This window comes from Sphingomonas sp. GW821-FHT10C01, assembly GCF_059415525.1.
The window spans coordinates 2065321-2084154 of sequence record NZ_JBWKNK010000001.1; the positions used below are offsets into that span (position 1 = coordinate 2065321).

21 protein-coding genes are annotated in these 18834 nt (G+C 65.4%); 6 read left to right on the forward strand and 15 right to left on the reverse strand.

Annotated features, from left to right (window positions below):
* Window positions 1-98: 98 nt before the first annotated feature.
* Window positions 99-1457, reverse strand: coding sequence for a M28 family peptidase (locus tag AC07M1_RS10035; protein WP_495162399.1), 1359 nt, complete (start codon window positions 1455-1457; stop codon window positions 99-101).
* A 171-nt stretch (window positions 1458-1628) separates the two neighbouring features.
* Here AC07M1_RS10035 and ettA point away from each other — a divergent pair, with 171 nt between their 5' ends.
* Together ettA and AC07M1_RS10045 are read left to right on the forward strand one after the other, a co-directional pair.
* Window positions 1629-3308 (forward strand): energy-dependent translational throttle protein EttA, encoded by a 1680-nt coding sequence (ettA, locus tag AC07M1_RS10040; protein ID WP_495162400.1) that lies wholly within the window; start codon window positions 1629-1631, stop codon window positions 3306-3308.
* Window positions 3309-3342: 34 nt separating this feature from the next.
* Entirely contained in the window at window positions 3343-3693 is a 351-nt protein-coding gene (locus AC07M1_RS10045; RefSeq protein WP_495162401.1) for a hypothetical protein, read from the forward strand.
* 75 nt (window positions 3694-3768) lie between these two features.
* On the opposite strand, the gene AC07M1_RS10050 is transcribed toward AC07M1_RS10045, so the two are convergent.
* The gene (locus tag AC07M1_RS10050) at window positions 3769-4551 is read right to left on the reverse strand and encodes a transporter (RefSeq protein WP_495162402.1); all 783 of its coding nucleotides are present in this window, start codon (window positions 4549-4551) and stop codon (window positions 3769-3771) included.
* 140 nt (window positions 4552-4691) lie between these two features.
* On the opposite strand from AC07M1_RS10050, the gene AC07M1_RS10055 reads away from it, so the two are divergent.
* On the forward strand, window positions 4692-5678 hold the full coding sequence (locus AC07M1_RS10055) for a phytanoyl-CoA dioxygenase family protein (protein WP_495162403.1): 987 nt from the start codon (window positions 4692-4694) through the stop codon (window positions 5676-5678).
* A 4-nt stretch (window positions 5679-5682) separates the two neighbouring features.
* Here AC07M1_RS10055 and AC07M1_RS10060 read toward each other — a convergent pair whose 3' ends face one another.
* From AC07M1_RS10060 to AC07M1_RS10105, 10 genes are all read right to left on the reverse strand, one after another.
* Window positions 5683-6057: a DoxX family protein gene (locus AC07M1_RS10060; RefSeq protein ID WP_495162404.1), complete on the reverse strand. Its 375-nt coding sequence runs from the start codon at window positions 6055-6057 to the stop codon at window positions 5683-5685.
* Between the two features lie 101 nt (window positions 6058-6158).
* Window positions 6159-7157 carry a quinolinate synthase NadA gene (gene nadA / locus AC07M1_RS10065; protein ID WP_495162405.1) on the reverse strand — a complete coding sequence of 333 codons (999 nt, stop codon included), beginning with the start codon at window positions 7155-7157 and terminating at the stop codon, window positions 6159-6161.
* A 76-nt stretch (window positions 7158-7233) separates the two neighbouring features.
* Complete coding sequence (locus tag AC07M1_RS10070; RefSeq protein ID WP_495162406.1) at window positions 7234-7974, reverse strand: DUF4230 domain-containing protein; 741 nt, start codon at window positions 7972-7974, stop codon at window positions 7234-7236.
* A complete protein-coding gene (locus AC07M1_RS10075) occupies window positions 7959-8816 on the reverse strand; it encodes an MBL fold metallo-hydrolase (protein WP_495162407.1) in 858 nt (285 codons plus the stop codon). Before AC07M1_RS10075 ends, AC07M1_RS10070 begins: the two co-directional genes overlap by 16 nt.
* A gap of 165 nt (window positions 8817-8981) precedes the next feature.
* The gene (locus AC07M1_RS10080) at window positions 8982-10730 is read right to left on the reverse strand and encodes a M56 family metallopeptidase (RefSeq protein ID WP_495162408.1); all 1749 of its coding nucleotides are present in this window, start codon (window positions 10728-10730) and stop codon (window positions 8982-8984) included.
* Window positions 10727-11095 (reverse strand): BlaI/MecI/CopY family transcriptional regulator, encoded by a 369-nt coding sequence (locus AC07M1_RS10085; protein WP_495162409.1) that lies wholly within the window; start codon window positions 11093-11095, stop codon window positions 10727-10729. The genes AC07M1_RS10080 and AC07M1_RS10085 overlap by 4 nt, the downstream gene beginning before the upstream one ends.
* 298 nt (window positions 11096-11393) lie before the next feature.
* The gene (locus tag AC07M1_RS10090) at window positions 11394-12623 is read right to left on the reverse strand and encodes a glycosyltransferase (protein ID WP_495162410.1); all 1230 of its coding nucleotides are present in this window, start codon (window positions 12621-12623) and stop codon (window positions 11394-11396) included.
* A 115-nt stretch (window positions 12624-12738) separates the two neighbouring features.
* A complete protein-coding gene (gene grxD, locus AC07M1_RS10095) occupies window positions 12739-13068 on the reverse strand; it encodes a Grx4 family monothiol glutaredoxin (protein WP_495162411.1) in 330 nt (109 codons plus the stop codon).
* 16 nt (window positions 13069-13084) lie between these two features.
* Window positions 13085-13327, reverse strand: a complete 243-nt coding sequence (locus tag AC07M1_RS10100; RefSeq protein ID WP_495162412.1) for a BolA family protein — start codon at window positions 13325-13327, stop codon at window positions 13085-13087.
* A gap of 2 nt (window positions 13328-13329) precedes the next feature.
* Window positions 13330-13653 carry a DUF1476 domain-containing protein gene (locus tag AC07M1_RS10105; protein ID WP_495162413.1) on the reverse strand — a complete coding sequence of 108 codons (324 nt, stop codon included), beginning with the start codon at window positions 13651-13653 and terminating at the stop codon, window positions 13330-13332.
* A gap of 145 nt (window positions 13654-13798) precedes the next feature.
* On the opposite strand from AC07M1_RS10105, the gene nadC reads away from it, so the two are divergent.
* From nadC to AC07M1_RS10120, 3 genes are read left to right on the forward strand one after another with little or no spacing between them, the layout of a single operon-like run.
* Entirely contained in the window at window positions 13799-14644 is an 846-nt protein-coding gene (gene nadC, locus AC07M1_RS10110) for a carboxylating nicotinate-nucleotide diphosphorylase (protein WP_495162414.1), read from the forward strand.
* Between the two features lie 34 nt (window positions 14645-14678).
* Window positions 14679-15131 carry a hypothetical protein gene (locus AC07M1_RS10115; protein ID WP_495162415.1) on the forward strand — a complete coding sequence of 151 codons (453 nt, stop codon included), beginning with the start codon at window positions 14679-14681 and terminating at the stop codon, window positions 15129-15131.
* A complete protein-coding gene (locus AC07M1_RS10120) occupies window positions 15128-15826 on the forward strand; it encodes a ribonuclease T2 family protein (protein ID WP_495162416.1) in 699 nt (232 codons plus the stop codon). The genes AC07M1_RS10115 and AC07M1_RS10120 overlap by 4 nt, the downstream gene beginning before the upstream one ends.
* On the opposite strand, the gene AC07M1_RS10125 is transcribed toward AC07M1_RS10120, so the two are convergent.
* The 3 genes from AC07M1_RS10125 to ilvC form a co-directional block, all read right to left on the reverse strand.
* A complete protein-coding gene (locus AC07M1_RS10125; protein WP_495162417.1) occupies window positions 15823-16242 on the reverse strand; it encodes a DUF4112 domain-containing protein in 420 nt (139 codons plus the stop codon). The two genes, AC07M1_RS10120 and AC07M1_RS10125, sit on opposite strands and share 4 nt — an antisense overlap.
* Window positions 16243-16253: 11 nt before the next feature.
* Window positions 16254-17714, reverse strand: coding sequence for an ABC transporter substrate-binding protein (locus AC07M1_RS10130; protein ID WP_495162418.1), 1461 nt, complete (start codon window positions 17712-17714; stop codon window positions 16254-16256).
* Window positions 17715-17798: 84 nt separating this feature from the next.
* On the reverse strand, window positions 17799-18818 hold the full coding sequence (gene ilvC, locus AC07M1_RS10135; protein ID WP_495162419.1) for a ketol-acid reductoisomerase: 1020 nt from the start codon (window positions 18816-18818) through the stop codon (window positions 17799-17801).
* Window positions 18819-18834 lie beyond the last annotated feature (16 nt).

Consider the following 18834-nt stretch of genomic DNA (forward strand, 5'->3'; position numbering starts at 1 on the left):
TTGCCGTGCGAGTTAGTCGGAATAACGCCCGTTACGCCGCCGTCAATGGGAATTCATCTGACAGCAAGCTTTGCGGCGAGCCGAAATGACGCGCTGCGTCATTGTACGGCACCGATTTCCTCGGGTGCATTGGCGACCACCGCGAGCATCGCCGTCCATGCCGCGACATTTTGGCGCAACTGTGACCGATCGATCTTGTCGAGCGTATCGTCGGGTGTGTGATGCAGGTCGAAATAGCGGGTGCCGTCCTGCTGCAGATCGATTCCCGCGACCCCGGACGCAACCAGCGCGCCGACATCGGCCCCGCCGCTTGCGGGATCGCGTCCACGGCTGATCCCCAGTGGTGAAAGCACCATGGCCACCCGGTCACCCACCGCCTTGGCACTATCCGGCAGCTTGAAATCGACGCGCCAGACGCGGTCGGCCCCGAAATCGGATTCGGCGGCAAGTGCGTGGCGTTCGCCCTTATGTGCCTCGAAATAGGCCTTGCCGCCGAACACGCCGACTTCCTCGGCACCGGCCCAGAGGATACGGATGGTGCGACGGGGCTTGCCTGCTTCCATAACGCGCTTGGCCGCTGCAGTGACGATGCCGCAGCCCGCGCCATCATCGAATGCGCCGGTTCCAAGGTCCCAGCTGTCGAGATGGCAGGCGACGACAACCAGCCCTGCAGTGGGATCGCTGCCTGGCACTTCGGCGATGATATTGCCTGATTCGGTCATGCCGATCTGTTTGGGGGTCAAGGTCAGTTTGACGCTGACCGGTTGGCCGCGCTTGAGTATCCGCTCCAGCTGTTCGGCGTCGGGGAGCGAAAGTGCCGCCGCCGGGATCGGTGTCACGCCTTCGGGGAAGCCGGTGCCGCCCGCATGCGGATTGCGGTGATAATCGGTACCGACCGATCGGATCAGGATCGCCGCGGCGCCCTTGCGTGCCGCCGTCGCCGGACCGCTGCGGCGGACAGCGCCATAGGCACCATATTGCGATCCGTCCTGGGTCCGGGTCATGTCATGGCTGACGAAGGCGATCTTGCCGCGCAGGCTTCCATCCGGTGCGGCGTTGAGCGCGGCGATATCCTTGAAATAGACGATCTCGCCGCGCAGGCCCGTCGCGGGTGTCGCGCCGGAATTACCCAGCGCGGTGAGACGCAGCGGCTGTGGGAAGGGGGCGAGCACCTCGAGCGTCTCTTCGCCACGGACCCAGGTTTTCATCTGGAACGGCTCGTTGCGGACATTGCTGAAGCCGAGCGCGGTGAGCTTCTTCACCGACCACGCACGCGCCCGCGCCTCCGCTTCGGTTCCGGCAAGGCGCGGACCGATTTCGGTGGTGAGGCCTTCGGTGATGTCCCAGGCGATCTCGTCCTTGAGCGCGGCATCGCGGAGCACTGCCGGATCGATCTGGGCCAGGACGGGGAAGGGCAGGCTCAGGGTCGCGGCCAGGGCCATGGTCTTCACGCGCATTCGCATCCTCCACTGAAAGATTGTTGCGGCGACGCGTAATGGAAGCCCGCCCCCCGCGGCAACCCGCACGCGCGTTCTTTTCGACGAGCGACAAGTTTGCCAATCGACGGGCGCATCGCTACATCGGCGCCGAATTCCCGAACACTCAGATACTCGAACGGAGACCCGCACGTGGCCGCCCAATACGCCTTCGTGATGAAGGACATGACCAAGACCTTCCCCGGCGCCCCGAAGCCGGTGCTGAGCAACATCAACCTGCAATTCTATCAGGGTGCCAAGATCGGCATCGTCGGCCCCAACGGCGCCGGCAAGTCGACCCTGATCAAGATCATGGCGGGCATCGACAAGGACTTTAGCGGCGAAGCGTGGCCGGGTGAGAACATCACGGTCGGCTATCTCGAGCAGGAGCCGCAGCTCGACCCGAGCAAGTCGGTGCTGGAGAACGTCAAGGACGGCGCGCGCGAGACCGCCGACCTGGTCGAGCGCTTCAATGCGATCTCGGCCGAGATGGGCGATCCCCAGGACGACACCGACTTCGACGCCCTGATGGAGGAGATGGGCGACCTTCAGGCCAAGATCGACGCGGTCGACGGCTGGAGCCTCGACAACCAGCTCGAGATCGCGATGGAGGCACTGCGCTGCCCGCCGGGCGATTGGGCGGTCGAGAACCTGTCGGGCGGTGAAAAGCGCCGCGTCGCGCTGACTCGCCTGCTGATCCAGAAGCCGTCGATCCTGTTGCTCGACGAACCGACCAACCACCTCGACGCCGAAAGCGTCAAGTGGCTGGAAAACCACCTCAAGGAATATGCCGGCGCGGTGCTGATGATCACCCACGACCGCTACTTCCTCGACAATGTGGTGGATTGGATCCTCGAGCTCGATCGCGGAAAGTACTTCCCGTACGAGGGCAACTACTCGACCTATCTCGAGAAGAAGGCCAAGCGCCTGGAGCAGGAGGACCGTGAGGCCACCGGCCGCCAGAAGGCGATCAAGGACGAGCTGGAGTGGATCCGTGCCGGCGTGAAGGGCCGCCAGACCAAGTCCAAGGCGCGTATCACCCGCTTCGAGCAGCTCGTCGAGCAGCAGTCGCAACGCACCCCGGGCAAGGCTCAGATCGTCATCCAGGTGCCCGAGCGCCTGGGCGGCAAGGTGATCGAGGTCGAGAACGTCTCCAAGGCCTATGGCGATAAGCTGCTGTTCGAGAACCTGTCCTTCACCCTTCCAGCCGGCGGCATCGTCGGCGTGATCGGGCCGAACGGCGCGGGCAAGTCGACGCTATTCAAGCTGATCACCGGCCAGGAAACGCCGGATTCGGGCACGATCGAGATGGGGACCACCGTCCGCCTCGGCTATGTCGACCAGAGCCGCGACCATCTCGACCCATCGAAGAACGTCTGGGAGGAAATCTCGGATGGACTCGATTACATGAAGGTCAACGGCCACGACCAGTCGACGCGCGCCTATGTCGGCGCCTTCAACTTCAAGGGCCAGGACCAGCAGAAGAATGTCGGCAAGCTGTCGGGCGGTGAGCGCAACCGCGTCAACATCGCCAAGATGCTGAAGCGCGGCGGCAACGTGCTGCTGCTCGACGAACCGACCAACGACCTCGACGTCGAAACGCTCGGCGCGCTGGAAGAGGCGATCGAGAATTTCGCGGGCTGCGCCGTGGTCATCAGCCACGATCGCTTTTTCCTCGACCGTCTCGCCACTCATATCCTGGCGTTCGAGGGCGACAGCCATGTCGAATGGTTCGAGGGGAATTTTGAGGCATATGAGGAGGACAAGCGCCGCCGACTCGGCGACGCGGCGGATCGTCCAACGCGATTGGCTTACAAGAAGCTGACGCGCTGAGGGACTCCGGTCCGCCCGCAAGGAGCGGATCAGGATGCCTGCAGGACATGTCTACGTCTTCAATCTTTACAACGAACCGCTCGACCTTTTCCTGAACGGTGCCCCTGCGGGCGTAGTTCAGGGATGGTCGGGAAGGTTCCAGCTCGCCGCGCCGCTGGCGATTCCTCGTACGCGCAATGCAAGTGAGGCGAGCGGGCGGTTCATTGACGGGACGAACCAGCTTCGACTGCGATGGGCCACCTCTTCAGGCACCGCCGTGGTCGTGATCGGAGGCGACGGAATCATCCCCGTCGATGACCTGCTGCTGTTCATCGCGCAGGACCGCTGGCGACTGCTCCGCGGCAGCGGCCACGAAATCGCATCGGGCGCCGTAACGCGATTCTAGGCTGGGCAACGCGGCGGATCGTTCGACCCGCCTCGTCTACAAGAAGCTGACTCGCCGAGATCGAATACGCGCCGCCTAAAAGCGGCGCGTTATTCCGAAATAGAGCTGGAGGTCGGGGCTGTCGGCGTTGAGGCCGGCCACGGCGCCGGCGTCGACCTGAAGGCGATCCTGGGACACCCATGCGAAAGACAGGCTGGCAAGCGCTTGCGTTGTGTGCCCGGCGGGATCTTCGTCGCGGGTCATCTGGGCCTCGAGCGCGGCGCTCACCGAATCGCTGAGCGCGGCGCTGACGCCGATCACACTGCCATAGGCGAGGTGCCGGCCGTTCCGGTCGCCATCGACGGCGGCATCGATCGCGGGGGTCAGCGCTACCCCGATCGTATCGCTCAGGCTGTAGCTGATCGGAAGGATCAGCCCCGCACCCCAATCCCCCGCACCGATCGCGTCACCACCGGCGGGCAACGTCGCATAAGGCATGATCGCGGCGGAAAGGCCCGAGCCGTCCGGATTGGATAGATTATAGCGTGCCGCGAGGGTGAAATCGCCGACGCCCGAACTTCGGTTAACCGCGCCAGTCACCTTGTCGCGGGTGCGGACGGTACCGAACGCGGTCCAGCCTGCCTGTATCTCCAGATTCGGCGTCACGCCGTGGCGAACCAGCAGATCGCCCGCGATCAACGTGTCGCTACGCTGCGTCGCATCCTGATCGAGCGTCCAGTCGATGCCGCCAAGCTCGACGACGGTGCGACCGGGATCGAGCGTGCAGGCTGGCGTGCCCAGGCCCGGGCGATCGGCGCAGAGCGGTCGGGGTTCCTGCGCCGCCGCCATGCCGGTGCCGGCGAGAAGAACTGCAGCCATTCCGTAAAGCTTGAGCATCGATTGCGGGCTCCGTTCGGCGCGGACACGCCGTCTTTCTTCTTTGTGATCGCATAGTTGACCGAGATCGGCGAGGGTATCTGCCGTTGACGACGGATCGTGCAGCCGGAATGGTGCTTACGATGCAACCGACCCATGATTTCAGTGCGATCCGGGGTTTCGAAACACTCTGGACTCAGCTCACCTTCCGCGCGCCACGGATCATGCCGCAGGATCAGACCGAGCGGATGCTGCTCGACGCGCTGGGGCTTGGGCTGGAACAGGCGATCCAGCATCTGGGGCAAGAGTTGCCCGAGTTGGCCGAATTCGAAAGCTGGGTTCTGGCGACCGCGGGGAGGCCCGATCCCGAGGCGATCGCGCGCTATCATGCCTGGCTCGACGCGGCGCCATTGCCCGAAAGCGTGCAGGCGCGGGTCGCGGCCATTGAGGCTGCCGCCCCGGTCCTTGATGCCGAGGATCTGGCGCATTGGGAGCGCGAAGGTTGGGTGGTGCTTCGGCAGGCGATCAGCGCCGAAGAGACGGCGGCCGCCGAGGCGTTGCTATGGGAGATTGTCGGAGGTGATGCGGGGAGACCCGCCAGCTGGTATGATTTTCGCGGCAACGGGATCATGGTGCAGCATTTTCAGCACCCCGCGATGGATGTCGCCCGCAGCTCGCCGCGCATCCACAAGGCGTTCGCGCAGCTTTGGGGCACCGCGGATCTCTGGACCACGATCGATCGAATGAGCTTCAATCCGCCCGAGACGGCGGCGCGCCCATTTCAGGGACCGCGATTGCATTGGGACGTCAGCCTGGCGCCCCCGATCCCGTTCGCGACCCAGGGCATCCTCTATCTGACCGATACCGCGGCGGATCAGGGCGCGCTAACCCTGGTACCGGGATTCCACCACCGGTTGGATGGCTGGCTGGACGGGTTGGGGAACCGCGATCCGCGTCAGGTGGATCTGAATGCGGAGGCGGTCCCGATCCCGGCGGGCGCGGGCGATCTGATCATCTGGCGACAGGATCTGCCGCACGGCGCCAGCCCGAACCGCGCGACGCGGCCCCGGATGGCGCAGTACGTCAATTACTATTCGCCCGCGCTACCCATTCACCCGGAGTGGCGCTGAGCGGTCAGGCCTTCTTCCCGTCCAGGCTCCACGCACCGCCACCGGCCGCCGCGAGATAGAGGAAGATGAAGGTGAACAACAGGATGGCCTCACCGCCGTTCGCGGCGGGGAAGAAGCCCTTCGATCCATGTGCGAGCCAATAGCCCACCGCACACATGCCCGATGCGACGAAGGCGACGGGACGGGTGAACAGCCCGATCACCAGCAGCGCGCCGCCGACCAGTTCGATCGCGCCGGCCGCATAGAGCAGCGGGTTGAGCGGCATGGGGAAGGGCGGCAGGTTGAAGAATTTCGACGTGCCGTGCTGAAGAAAGGCAAGTCCAGCGACGATGCGCAGGACGGCGAGCAGCTTGTCGGACCAGCTGGCGGGGATCGGCATATAAGTTCTCCTTGCGCGGCAAAGGACTGATCGCCGTTGCGCAAGTGAAACCTTTCATGCCTGCGGGCTCAGATCAATCCCGCCAGCGGAAACCGACCGTTTCAGTCGCCGGTTACCTTGAGCGGGCCAAGGTCGCCCAGACCCACGGTGCCGCTCGCCATCGCCAGCATCCGGTCGAGGCTCTTCTTCGCCTTCAATCGGATTTCGTCCTCGATCTCGATCCGTGGCTCGAGGTCGCGCAGCGCGATGTAGAGCTTCTCCAGCGTGTTCATCGCCATGTACGGGCAGATGTTGCAGTTGCAGTTGCCGTCCGCGCCGGGCGCACCGATAAAGGTCTTATGCGGGACCGCCTTTTCCATCTGGTGGATGATGTGCGGTTCGGTCGCGACGATCATCGTGTCGCCGTCGAAATCCTTGGCATATTGCAGGATACCACTGGTCGACCCGACATAATCGGCATGATCCAGAACGTGCGGCGGGCATTCGGGGTGCGCGGCGACGGGCGCGCCGGGATGCAGTGCCTTGAGCTTGAGTAGTTCCGTCTCGCTGAACGCCTCGTGCACGATGCACACGCCCGGCCACAGCAGCATGTCGCGACCCACCTTGCGATTGATATAGCCGCCGAGATGCTTGTCGGGGCCGAAGATGATCTTCTGGTCCTTGGGAATCTGGCTCAGGATCTTCTCGGCCGACGAGCTGGTGACAATGATGTCGCTGAGCGCTTTCACCTCGACCGAGCAGTTGATGTAGGTCAGCGCGATGTGATCGGGGTGCTTGGCGCGGAACGCCGCGAACTGCTCGGGTGGGCAGCTGTCCTCAAGCGAGCAGCCGGCGTCCATATCAGGCAGGATGACGGTCTTGTCGGGCGACAGGATCTTGGCCGTCTCCGCCATGAAGCGCACGCCGCAGAACGCGATCACCTCGGCATCGGTCTCGGCTGCCTTGCGGCTGAGTTCGAGCGAATCGCCGACGAAATCGGCAAGGTCCTGGATCTCCGGCTTCTGGTAGTAATGCGCCAGGATCACCGCGTTGCGCTCCTTGCGCAGGCGTTCGATCTCGGCACGGATATCGACGCCGGACAGGTTGCTCGGTGCGTTCATTCTGGGACCCTCGTTCTTTGGCCCCACATGGCCTTGTCGGGGGCCGCGTTCAACCCATTGCGGGCGAGGAATGCCGCTACTTCTTCGTGGCGTCACGGGCCTCGATGTCCTTCATCACCTGATCGGGTGAGCGTGAGGCATCCCAATGCTCGCGCACCTGCGCGCTGCGTTCGGGCGGGAAGGTGACGACGACGCGGACGTCGCCGAGACCCGCGGCGGTCAGCGGCTGCGCGAGCAGCCGGGCGAGGGCGCGGCGGGCATGCTCGCGTGCTTGCGCCATCCGTTCGGGGCTGCGCGCTTCGCGTCCGGCGACATCGGCGGCACGGGCCGAAGTTCGCTGGCTCAGCGCTTCCGCTGCCTCGCGCGTCACGAACAGCCCGCTGGTGTCGACCAAAGTGCGGCGGCCCTCGTCGGTATTCGGCGCCGCGACGATGACGTCGGGGGCATCGACGATCAGCGTCTTTGACTGCGCATTCCATTGCAGGTCCCGATCGCGCAGACCGGATAGGTCGACATGATAGGCGACCGAATAGGGCATCTTCACGACCTGGTCGCTGCGCAGCCAGCCGAAACCGCGAATGTCGGAGGCGGTTGCCTGGACGATGCCCGAAAGCTCGGCGACCTGGAGCTTGCCGCTCCCGGCAAGCTTGGCGGTGACGATCTGGGTTACCGGCGCGCCACCCTCTTCGGGCAAGGTCGCCATACTCGTCTCGGAATAGCGGTCCCAGGCGATCCATGCCGCCGCCAGGATTATCGCGGCCGCAGCGGCGATCAGCAGGCCGCGGATCAGGGCATCGCGCTTTACGATATCCGCCATGCGCCATCCTCGCTTCCGGTCACGACCCCGCGCTGCCGCAGATCGATCAGATGCGCGAGCACCGATCGTCCCGCCGCGCCAGTCAGCCGCGGGTCGAGTCCGACGTACATCTTCTCGACCATCGCCGGGATGTCGCCGATCTCTTGTCCCAACAGGCGCAGGATCTGCCCCTCGCGCTGCTTGCGGTGCCCCATCATCCCGCGCACCAGCCGCTGCGGCGTCTCCACCGGGTCGCCATGTGCCGGGTAATAGACGCGGTCCGTGCGCGCGCGCAGTTTCTCAAGGCTGGCCATATAGTCGCCCATATCGCCGTCGGGCGGGGCGATCACGCTGGTCGACCAGCCCATCACATGGTCGCCGGTGAACAGTGCGCCGCTTTCCTCCAGCGCGAAGCAGAGGTGGTTGGAGGTGTGGCCGGGGGTCGCGACCGCGCTGAGCGTCCAGCCCTGACCCGTCACCTGCTCGCCATCTGTCAGGACGCGGTCGGGTTGATAGTCGCGATCGAAGGCCGCATCGGCACGCGGGCCGTTGTCGTCGAGCGCGAGCGGCGCGCAACCGATGATCGACGCGCCGGTCGCGGTCTTGATCGCGCGGCTCGCCGGACTGTGATCGCGATGCGTGTGCGTGCACAGGATCGCGACGACCGGACGGCCATCGATCGCCTGGATCAGTGCTTCGATATGGCTCGGCAAATCGGGACCGGGGTCGATCACCGCCAGATCGGTGGTGCCGACCAGATAGGTTTCGGTGCCGGTATAGGTGAACGCCGACGGGTTCGCCGCGAGGATGCGGGCCACCAGCGGTTCCAGCCGGATCGCTTCACCAGTTGCGGGATCGGTCATGCGGCCGAGATGGCGGCTCCGACGGCGCGAGGCAAGGCCGGAGCGGGGACAAACAAGTTGGGCCGGCCGCCATAGGGGTAGCGACCGGCCCGGTTGGAGCAACCTCCGCGGCGATGGGCAGCATAACCGCGGATTCTCCTCCTCCCATCTCGTTAGTGGCGGCGATCAGTCCTTGCCGGACTGCACTTCGCGGATCGCCTGATCGATGCCCTTCAGCGCGGAGGCCTTGTCGCTCGCGCTCATATCGCTCTGCATCTCGATCGAGCGGCGAGCCATTTTGAGACCGAACAGGGCTTGGCGCTTGCCCATTTCGGCGCTGGCGATCGCAATGGCATGGCTGTCCCGGGCGGCCTCGCGTGCAGCTTCGGCAGCGTGACGCGATGCTTCGGCGCGGGCCAGGGCGGCGTCGCGTGACGCCATGCCCCGGGCGAGTGCGGCTTCGCGCGATGCGTCGGCGCGGGCCAGCGCGGCTTCGCGCGATGCCTCGGCACGGGCCAGCGCGGCGTCACGTGCGGCCATCCCGCGGGCCATGGCGGCTTCGCTGCGCGCCTCGATCCGATCGGTGCAGATGGTGATGCTGCGGCGCTTGCCTTCGGACCGCTCGACCTTGACGTCGCCATCCTTGGGCGCGCCGCAGCGTGCGGAGATCACGGTAGGCATGTCGGCCGGAATGCCCTCACTGCTCACGACCCTGCCGTCGCGGATGACGATGCGCTTGTGCCCGGTCTGGGCGGTGCGGATGTCACCGTCCTCCGTGATGGTGATCTTGCCGTCCTTGTCGCGGGTGACGATGCGGATATTCTTGACCGTTCCCGCCCCGTTCGGCGCGGGAGCTGCCGCAGGGGCTGCGGCGGGAGCGGGCTCTGGAGCCACGGCCGCATCCGGTGCTGTGGGCGCCGCGGGCGCATCCTGCAGGTCGACGCCGATCGCGTCGCCGACATCGGCGCGCAGGTTCGCCGCCGCCTGGGTGCCCGATGCGGTGAGCGCCAGGCCGGCGAGCGTCAGCGCCGCGGCGCCCGTCACGCCGGCGGTGATCCGCGTGCGCGACTTCCGGTTATGCTTGGCAAGCATTTTCAGCCTCCCCTTCAATTCGTTGATCGTGTGCAGGTGGCAAGCCGCCGAGACCGCGCCCCCATGCGCGGACTTGACGATGGCGCGGCCATAAGCGTGGCGCAGCGCCGGAGCGCGGCCCGAGAGCACCAAGGCGTCGCAGGCCATTTCCTGGTCGGCGCGGAAGGCGCGGAACGCCCGCCATGCGACCGGGTTGAACCAGTGGAGCGCGAGCACGACCAGCGCGATCCAGTTGGCGATCAGGTCACCACGAAGATGATGGCCGAGTTCATGGGCAAGCGCGAGGTTGCGCTCGAGCGGATCGTAACGCTCGTTGAAGTCGCGCGGAAAGGCGACGTATTTGCGCCAGATGCCGAAGGCGAGCGGGCCGGTGGCGGCATCGGTCTCGATCACATGGACGCGACCTTCGGCGACGGTACGCTCGATCTTCGCCCGGCGCAGCAGGCGTGCGCAGAAGCGGCTATGGGCAATCAGGTGATAGGCCAGGAAGGCGAGGGCACCGACCGCCCAGACCCCGACCACGATCGGCAGCCAGTCGATCGGTGCGGCCTCTACCGGAAGGGCGGCGGTAGCGGCGGAGGCGGTGGTAGCCGTCGCCTGCGGGACCGTGATCGGATCGACGATATAGTAGGTGATGACCTCGCTCGCTGTGGCGACCGGTGTCTCGGCGCTTGCGCGCCAGCTTTCCGGAAGCGGGGGCAGCGCGAGGCGCAGGACAGGAAGCGCCCACAGCGCATAGGCGATGTTGGGCCCGAAATGGCGACTCACCGGCTTGCGGATCGCAAGTACCAGCAGCATCAGCAGCGTCGTCGCGACGAACGTCTCGATTACCCAGGCGATCATTGCTTGATCTCCTTCAACAGCGCTTCGATTTCGGCGATGTCTTCGTCTGTGAGCGCGTCGCGCTCGGCGAGATGGGCGACCAGCGGGGTCAGCTTGCCGCCGAACAGCCGGTCGATCAGACGCCGGGATTCGCCCTCGACATAGTCGCCGCGCTCAACGAGCGGACGATAGAGGTAGCGGCGGCCATCCTCTTCGGCGGCGATGCTGTTCTTGGCGAGCAGGCGGCCGAGCAGCGTCTTGACCGTGTTGGCGCTCCAGCCGCGCGACGGGGCCACCCGCTCGGCGACGTCATTGGCCGTGAGGGGCGATTCATCCCATAGCACTTCCATGACGGCGTGCTCGGCATCGCTGATCCGTTCGGTCATTTCACTCCCCTTCGACTACGGCTGTAATCGCCTTGACCACATCTGTAGTCAATAGGCTGAACGCTATCTGAACAGCGTTCCGGGACCGAAATGGGTAGGAAGTGTCGAAACTTCTTACAGTTCGCGGCGAGGTGAATTTCGGTTAACCATGAAAACCCCAGATTTCCGAGGGTTACTCATTCTGGCACGCGGACTGCAAGGTTCCGGGCACACCGCTGTTCACAAGGCGCGTGTAACGCTTCAGGGGCGGGCAACACCATACCGGGTTGCTCGCCTCGCCCGTTTTCGGGGCGCGTCGCTAGATCTTGTAGAGCACCGGAGCGCCGTCGCGGCGGGTGCGGCGACGAAAGATCCTCACGCCATCCTCTTCGAGTCGTTCGGCGGCGCGGGCGCGCGCGGCGGGGTAGATGTCGCCAAACAGCCGCTCGAACGTGCGGCGCCAGCCATAGGTCTCGACCACCATCGCGCGGGCGCGGGCACCGACCAGCTGTGCGCCGTCGTTCCAGAGCTTAACGACATTGGCCGCCATTGCGCCGGTATCGTCGACCGGACCGAGCAGGCCCAGCCCCTCAGGCACGCGATCGGGCATCGCGCCACTGGCGACTCCGATCACGGGCAGGCCGCATGCCTGCGCTTCCAGCACCGAGATGCCGAAGGTCTCGTCCGCCATTGCGGAGACATAGATGTCCGAGGAGGCGAGGGCGCGAGCCAGACCGATCCGGTCCTTTTCAAATCCCGGGAAGGCGATCGGTAGCCCCCGCGACTGCGCGATCAGCCGCTCGCGAAGCTTGCCGTCGCCCATCATCACCATCGCCGCGCCAAGGTCTGCGGGGAGCTTGCGGAACATCTCGACCAGCCGGTCGGCGCGCTTCTCGTTATCGATGCGACCGGCATAGATCAGGAGCGGGCCGTCGCCGGGAAGCCCGAGCGAGGCGCGGTAGCCCGGATCGCGCTTGGACGGCGCGAACATCGATGTATCGACACCCAGCGGCATCACATCGGTCCGCGTGATCGTCTTGCGGGCCAATGTGGCCTGGGCGTCCTCGCTCAGCGCATAGACACGATCGAACTCGCGATAGGTGATCTCGGCATAGCCATAGGCCAGCATGCGCATGAAGCGTGCCGCGAGACCGCCTACCTTCTCCTGCACGACGCGATGGACGTGCGCGTTGGGGAAATCGGTGCGATAGCCCGCGACCAACGTGGTTTCAGGGAAATCGCGCCGGTGATTGATCGCGGTCCAGGGCAGCACCCATGGACAGAGCGATTCAATAATGTCGGGCCGGTAATGGGCGAGCAGGTCGCGCACCGCATCGGTGCGCAGAATGAAGCGGTAATTCGGGCTGCCGCGCACGGGCTCGGCGCCGACCTCCGCAAAGATGTGACGTCCGTTGATCGTCACGCGATCTTCAGGGCCGGGAACGATCTGGAGCAATTGATGCGGGGTATGGTTGAGCACGTAATCGCGCTTCTCGCGGAGGTAAGTGCTGATCCCGCCGCCGCCTGCAGGCGAATAGCTCTGCGTCAAATCACAAATCGTCAGGGACGCACTGTCCCTTGCTGCGACGCCAAGCGTCGCAGCCCGAGGTTGTACGAACATGATACGCTACCTTTACAAAACCGCGCAAAACACCGCGCGGTTGTTACGCGGCTGAAACGCCCTTCTCTTCCAGAAGTTGCGCCAGCTCGCCCGACTCGTACATCTCCATCATGATGTCCGAACCGCCGATGAACTCACCCTTCACATAGAGCTGCGGGATGGTCGGCCAGTCGGAAAATTCCTTGATCCCCTGACGCACGGCCTGATCCTGAAGCACATCGACGCTCTCGAACGCGACGCCCAGATGGCTGAGAATCGAGATCGCCCGGTTCGAGAAACCGCACTGCGGAAACAACGGGGTACCCTTCATGAACAGCAGCACGTCGTTGCCGTCGACGAGGCTCTGGATGTGGGTCTGGGTTTCGTCGGTCATGTCACTCGCTCCGAGGTCATTCATTGTTCGCGGGCACGGCGGTGGTGAGCTGAAGGGCGTGCAGCACGCCTCCCATGCGCCCGCCGAGCGCGGCATAGACAGCCTGATGCTGCCGGATCCGGGGCATTCCCCGGAAGGTTTCGCTCACCACGCGGGCGGCATAATGATCGCCGTCGCCGGCCAGATCGGTGATTTCCACCCGGGCATCGGGGATGCCCTGGCGGATCAGCGTCTCGATCTCTTCCGCCGCCATCGGCATGGTTACTTCGCCTCGATCAGCTGGCGGCGCGCCTTGACGGTCTGCGCCTCGACAGCCTGGCGAACGGTGGCGTCGTCGACATCGACGCCAGCGGCGGTCAGATCACCCAGCAGCTTGCGGATCACGTCCTCGTCGCCCGATTCCTCGAAATCGGCTTGAACCACCGCCTTGGCATAGGCGTCGGTTTCTTCGGGGGTCAGGCCCATCTTCTCCGCCGCCCATTGGCCGAGCAGGCGGTTGCGGCGCGCGATGACGCGGAACGCCATTTCCTCGTCCATCGCAAACTTGGCCTCGAACGCACGTTCGCGATCGTCGAAGGTCGTCATCCCTAAAAACCCCTTGATTGTTCCGCTTGGCAGATAGGTTGGGTGGCGCGGCATGACAACGGGTGTGCCAAATTCGTCCGCACGGGGCTTCGCGCCTCCGTCGCATCGGCTATAGCGAGCGCCACTTGCCGCCAGGGGTTTGCGCATGATTTCGTTTCAGCTTGATGGCTTCGACCTTTCGGCGTTTGTTGCCGCAACGCTTGCCGAGGATGTCGGGCCGGGGGACGTCACCTCCGCCGCGGTGATTCCGGCGGATGCGGTGTTCACCGGGGTGATGGACAGCCGCGATGCAATCGTGGTGGCCGGACTGCCGATCGCGGCGGCTTTCTTTCATGCGCTGGATCCCGGGGTCGAGATTGAACTGCTGGCGGGTGAGGGCGATCGGGTCGCCGCCGGGAGTGACCTGATGCGGCTGCGCGGCAACGCCCGCGCCCTGCTGACCGCGGAGCGCGCGGCGCTCAATGCCGTTCAGCATCTGTCGGGCATCGCGACGATGACGCGCGGTTATGTCGACAAGATCGCAGGGACCGGCGCAACCTTGCTCGACACCCGCAAGACCATTCCGGGGCTGCGTCGTCTGGAGAAATACGCGACGCGGATGGGCGGTGCGCAGAACCATCGCATGGGTCTGTGGGACGCGGCGATGATCAAGGACAATCATGTCGCCGTCGCCGGATCGGTGGGAGAGGCGGTGCGCCGCGCCGTCACCGCCGGCATCGAACGCATCATCGTCGAGGTCGACCGGGTCGACCAGATCGAACCCGCGCTGGCCGCCGGCGCCACGCATCTGCTGCTCGACAACATGGACCCGCCGACGTTGCGCGGCGCGGTGACATTGGTGGGCGGGCGCGTACCGACCGAGGGATCGGGCGGCGTCCGGCTCGACACGATCCGCGCGATCGCGGAGACGGGGGTCACCTATATCAGCGTCGGACGGCTGACCCAGTCGGCGCCCGCAGTCGATATCGGACTGGACTTCGCGCCGGCTTGAGCCTTAGCTGCCCTGCTACTGGGGAGGAGTTTCCATGCGTCCGCAATCGATCGTCCGTTTTGAGCAGGCCTATCTGGGGGCGACGCTGCTCTGGCTGGTGAATCTGGGGCTCGGGTGGAAAACCCGCCTCGCCGCCGCCCACAGCAATCCCGCCTTTGCCGGCAATCCGCAAATGGCTGAGCTGGCGGAGACGATGATGATCGGAACCACGATTGCCACGCTCGTGCTTTGGCTGTTGCTTTGGTATTTCACAGCGCGCCGCGCGAGCGTCGTCGCGAAATGGGCGGTGGTCGTGTTGTTCGGCCTGTCGGTGATCGGCCTGCCGTTCACCTTGATCAGCTATTCGGTGATCGGGACGCTTGGCACGCTGCTCAGCCTTGCGACCTTCGCATTGACCGGATGGGCGACCTGGCTGTTGTTCCGGTCCGATGCGCAGGCATGGTTCGCCGGGGACAACGGTCAGCCGGACACCACCCCGTTCGAATGATCCGCGCGGCGTCGCTCGCTCTGGCGCTGGTCCTGCCCGGCGTGGCGGCGGCGCAGGCGGATCGCTGCGTGGTACCTGACCGGCTTCCCGAAGCTTCGGAGCAGGTTGGCCGCGCCGGCCCGCGCCGCATCCTCCCCGTCGGCGGTTACACGTTGGCGCTGACCTGGAATCCCGGCTTCTGCCGTCAATCGGCCAATCGCGACCGCTTTCAGTGCGATCCAGGCAATCGCTTCGGCTTCGTGCTCCATGGCCTGTGGCCGGATGGGCAGGGGGCGAGCTGGCCGCAATATTGCTCCGCCGCGCCCCGCATCCCGGAGGCAGTGGTACGCCGCAACCTCTGCGTGATGCCCTCTCCCGCGCTCCAGCGCTACCAATATGCCAAGCACGGTAGTTGTTCGGGCCTCCCGCCTGCCGCCTATTTCGACCGGGCGCGGGAGAGCTATGGCGCGATCCGCTATCCTGACATGGATGCCCTGTCGCGCCGCCCGGGCCTGACGGCGGGCCAGCTCGCCGCGGCGGTCGCGCGTGCCAATCCGGGGATGACTCCGGCGATGCTGCGTGTGCAGGCAGGGCGCGATCGCTGGCTCGACGAGATACAGGTCTGCCTCGACACGCGCTTCCAACCGCGCGCCTGCCCAGCGCACCAGCGCGGCGTGCCCGCGCATGTTCCGCTCAGGATCTGGCGCGGAAGCTAGTTCTGGATCGTCGCGGTGCCGGGATGGTGCTTGTCGAGGTGCTTCTTGATGATCTTGAGGTTGCGCGTGTTTGAGCGGAAGAAGAAGTCCGCCGCGTCGCCTACCCCGGGGACCAGGCCGATCAGCCAGTCGAATCCGACATTGCCCGCCATGCGGAACATCGCGCTCTTGGGCATGTTCAGGTTGCGCGCTTCCCAGATCATGTAAGCGCCCATTGCCGCACCGACGATGTCGCCCGCGACCGGGATCAGGCCGATCAGCGAGTCGAATCCGACCGTCTGTCGGGTACCCGGAATGGTGATAACCCGCTCGAGCAGCTTCTCCATCGTTTCGATGCGATAGCGCACCGACGCGACATCGCTACCGGTGTAGGACAGCACTTCCGGTTCCTGGTCCATGCGCGTCGCTTCGTTCATCGGCCCGTCTTTCATTGTCCGATCTCACGCAGATGCGTGAGCGGGTGCCAGGCGCGCGCATTGGGCTGGAAGGCGCGCAGCCGCACCGCGACCAGCGACCAGCGCAGCGGCTGTGCGATCGGAATATAGGCGGCGTCGGCGGTCAGTGCCATGTCGGCCTCCGCGATCCGCCGTGCGCGTTCGGTCAGGGTCGGCGCATCGCGGGCGGCGTCGATCGCCGCCATCAACGGGCCGCCGCACAAACGACAAGCCGTGACGAGATACCAGCGGCCGCTGTCATAGGGGGCGACGGCGTCGATCAGTCGCAGGTCGGCGTCGGCGTTCTCGAGGACGCGGACCGGTTTCAGCCCCATGTCGAGCAGGTCGCGCCCGATCCGGCTCCATAACAGGGTCGCGCCGGAATCGCCGGGCAGGGCGACGCGAATGAGAGGCGAACCCCCGGGATTGGCGGTTCGCCATGCCGCAACACGGTTGCGCGCGGTGGCTTTGCGCTCTTCCAACGGGAGCGTTGTCCATTGAGGTGCCGCCGGATCGGCGGCCGAATCGAGTTTGCCTGGCAGCAGCGTATCGACGGACTGCCATTCCGGCCGGAACGCGGCTGTCAGCGCGACCCGGTCGATCGCCATGGCGATCGCGGCGCGATTGTCCGCCTTGGCCAGGAACCCTTCGCGCGAGACGATGGCGAGGCCGAACAGACCGGCGGCTGGGTCGACGCGGATGTTCGTCGGCGCGACGTCCGCATGTGCGAGCATCGGCCAGTCGAGATAGGTGCCGCCCAGCACGAGATCGGATTGCCGCGCCGCAAAGCGGACGATCGCTTTCGCCGCCCGCTCGCCGCGCAGCCGCACATTGTCGGCGGGGTCTGGTTCCTCGGCATCCTCACCCGCGTGCGAAGGATCGAAGCCCGGGCGTAGCAGAACCGGACCCGCGCCCGGTTCGACACGGAACGGCCCCGTTCCCGCTAGGGTAGGACGGCGCAGGATGGCGAGTTCGGGTTGGGCGAACAGCTTGAGCAGGTCCGGGCGCGGGCGCTTCAGCCGCACCTCGACGATCTGCGGGGTCATTTCGACCACCTCGTCGATCACCGCAACGAAGGGAGCGATGGCGATGCGACTGTTCGGTGCGATCGCACGATTGAGGCTGCGTACGACATCGGCGGCGGTGACTTGCTTGCCATCGGGCCATTCCGCCGCGCGCAGACGGAAGATGTAGCTGCGGCCGCCATCGGTGACGATCCAGCGCTCGGCCAGCCCAGGTTCGATCCCGCCGCTGGCATCGTAGCGGACCAGCCCCTGTGCGGTAGAATCGATCATGAGGCGGTTGGTGAGATCGAGCTCGTTGCGCGCCGGATCGGCGAGCTTCGCATCGCCGCCGATCGCGCTCACCACCACCGCGATATCGTCGGGCCGTCGATCGCAGCCACCCGCAAGCAATGCCAACGCGGCGGCGAGGGGCAGGGCGGGGCGGAACATACCCCGGTTTATGTGGCTGGGGCGGGGAATCCAACCCCGCCCCAGTCTCCTCTCCGTCCTTTTGCAGGACTTATTTGCAGGCTCTTAGTTCTTTTCCTTGTCCACCAGCTGGTTCGCCTTGATCCAAGGCATCATCGCGCGCAGTTCCGAACCGGTCTTCTCGATCGGGTGGGCGGCGGCGGCCTTGCGGCTCGCCTTCAGCTCGGGCTGGCCGGCGCGGTTGTCGAGGACGAAGTCCTTGACGAAGCGGCCCGACTGGATGTCGGCAAGCACGCGCTTCATCTCGGCCTTGGTCTCGTCGGTGATGATGCGCGGGCCAGTCTTGATGTCACCATATTCGGCGGTGTTCGAGATCGAGTAGCGCATGTTGGCGATGCCGCCCTCATAGAGCAGGTCGACGATCAGCTTGGTCTCGTGGAGACACTCGAAATAGGCCATTTCCGGGGCATAGCCCGCCTCGACCAGCGTTTCGAACCCGGCCTGGATCAGATGGGTGATGCCGCCGCACAGCACGGCCTGCTCGCCGAACAGGTCGGTCTCGCATTCCTCGCGGAAATTGGTCTCGATGATGCCCGAGCGGCCGCCGCCGACGCCGCTGGCATAGGCGAGCGCCACGTCATGCGCGTTGCCCGACGCATCCTGATGGATCGCGACGAGGCAGGGGACGCCGCCACCGCGAACATATTCGCTGCGCACGGTATGACCCGGGCCCTTGGGCGCGATCATGATGACATCGATGTCCGCGGGCGGATCGATCAGGCCGAAATGGACGTTGAGGCCGTGGGCGAAGGCGAGCGCCGAGCCGGGCTTCATATTGCCCTTGAGATCGCTTTCCCAGATCGCGGCCTGATGCTCGTCGGGCGCCAGGATCATGACGATGTCGGCCCACTGCGCCGCTTCCTTGTTCGACAGAACCTTGAAGCCGGCGGCTTCCGCTTTCTTCGCGGTCGCCGAACCCTCGCGAAGCGCGATCGCTACCTCCTTGACGCCGCTGTCGCGCAGGTTCTGCGCATGGGCGTGGCCCTGCGAACCATAGCCGACGATGGCGATCTTCTTGCCGGTGATCAGGTTCAGGTCGGCATCACGATCGTAATAGACACGCATTTCGAAAATTCCCTTT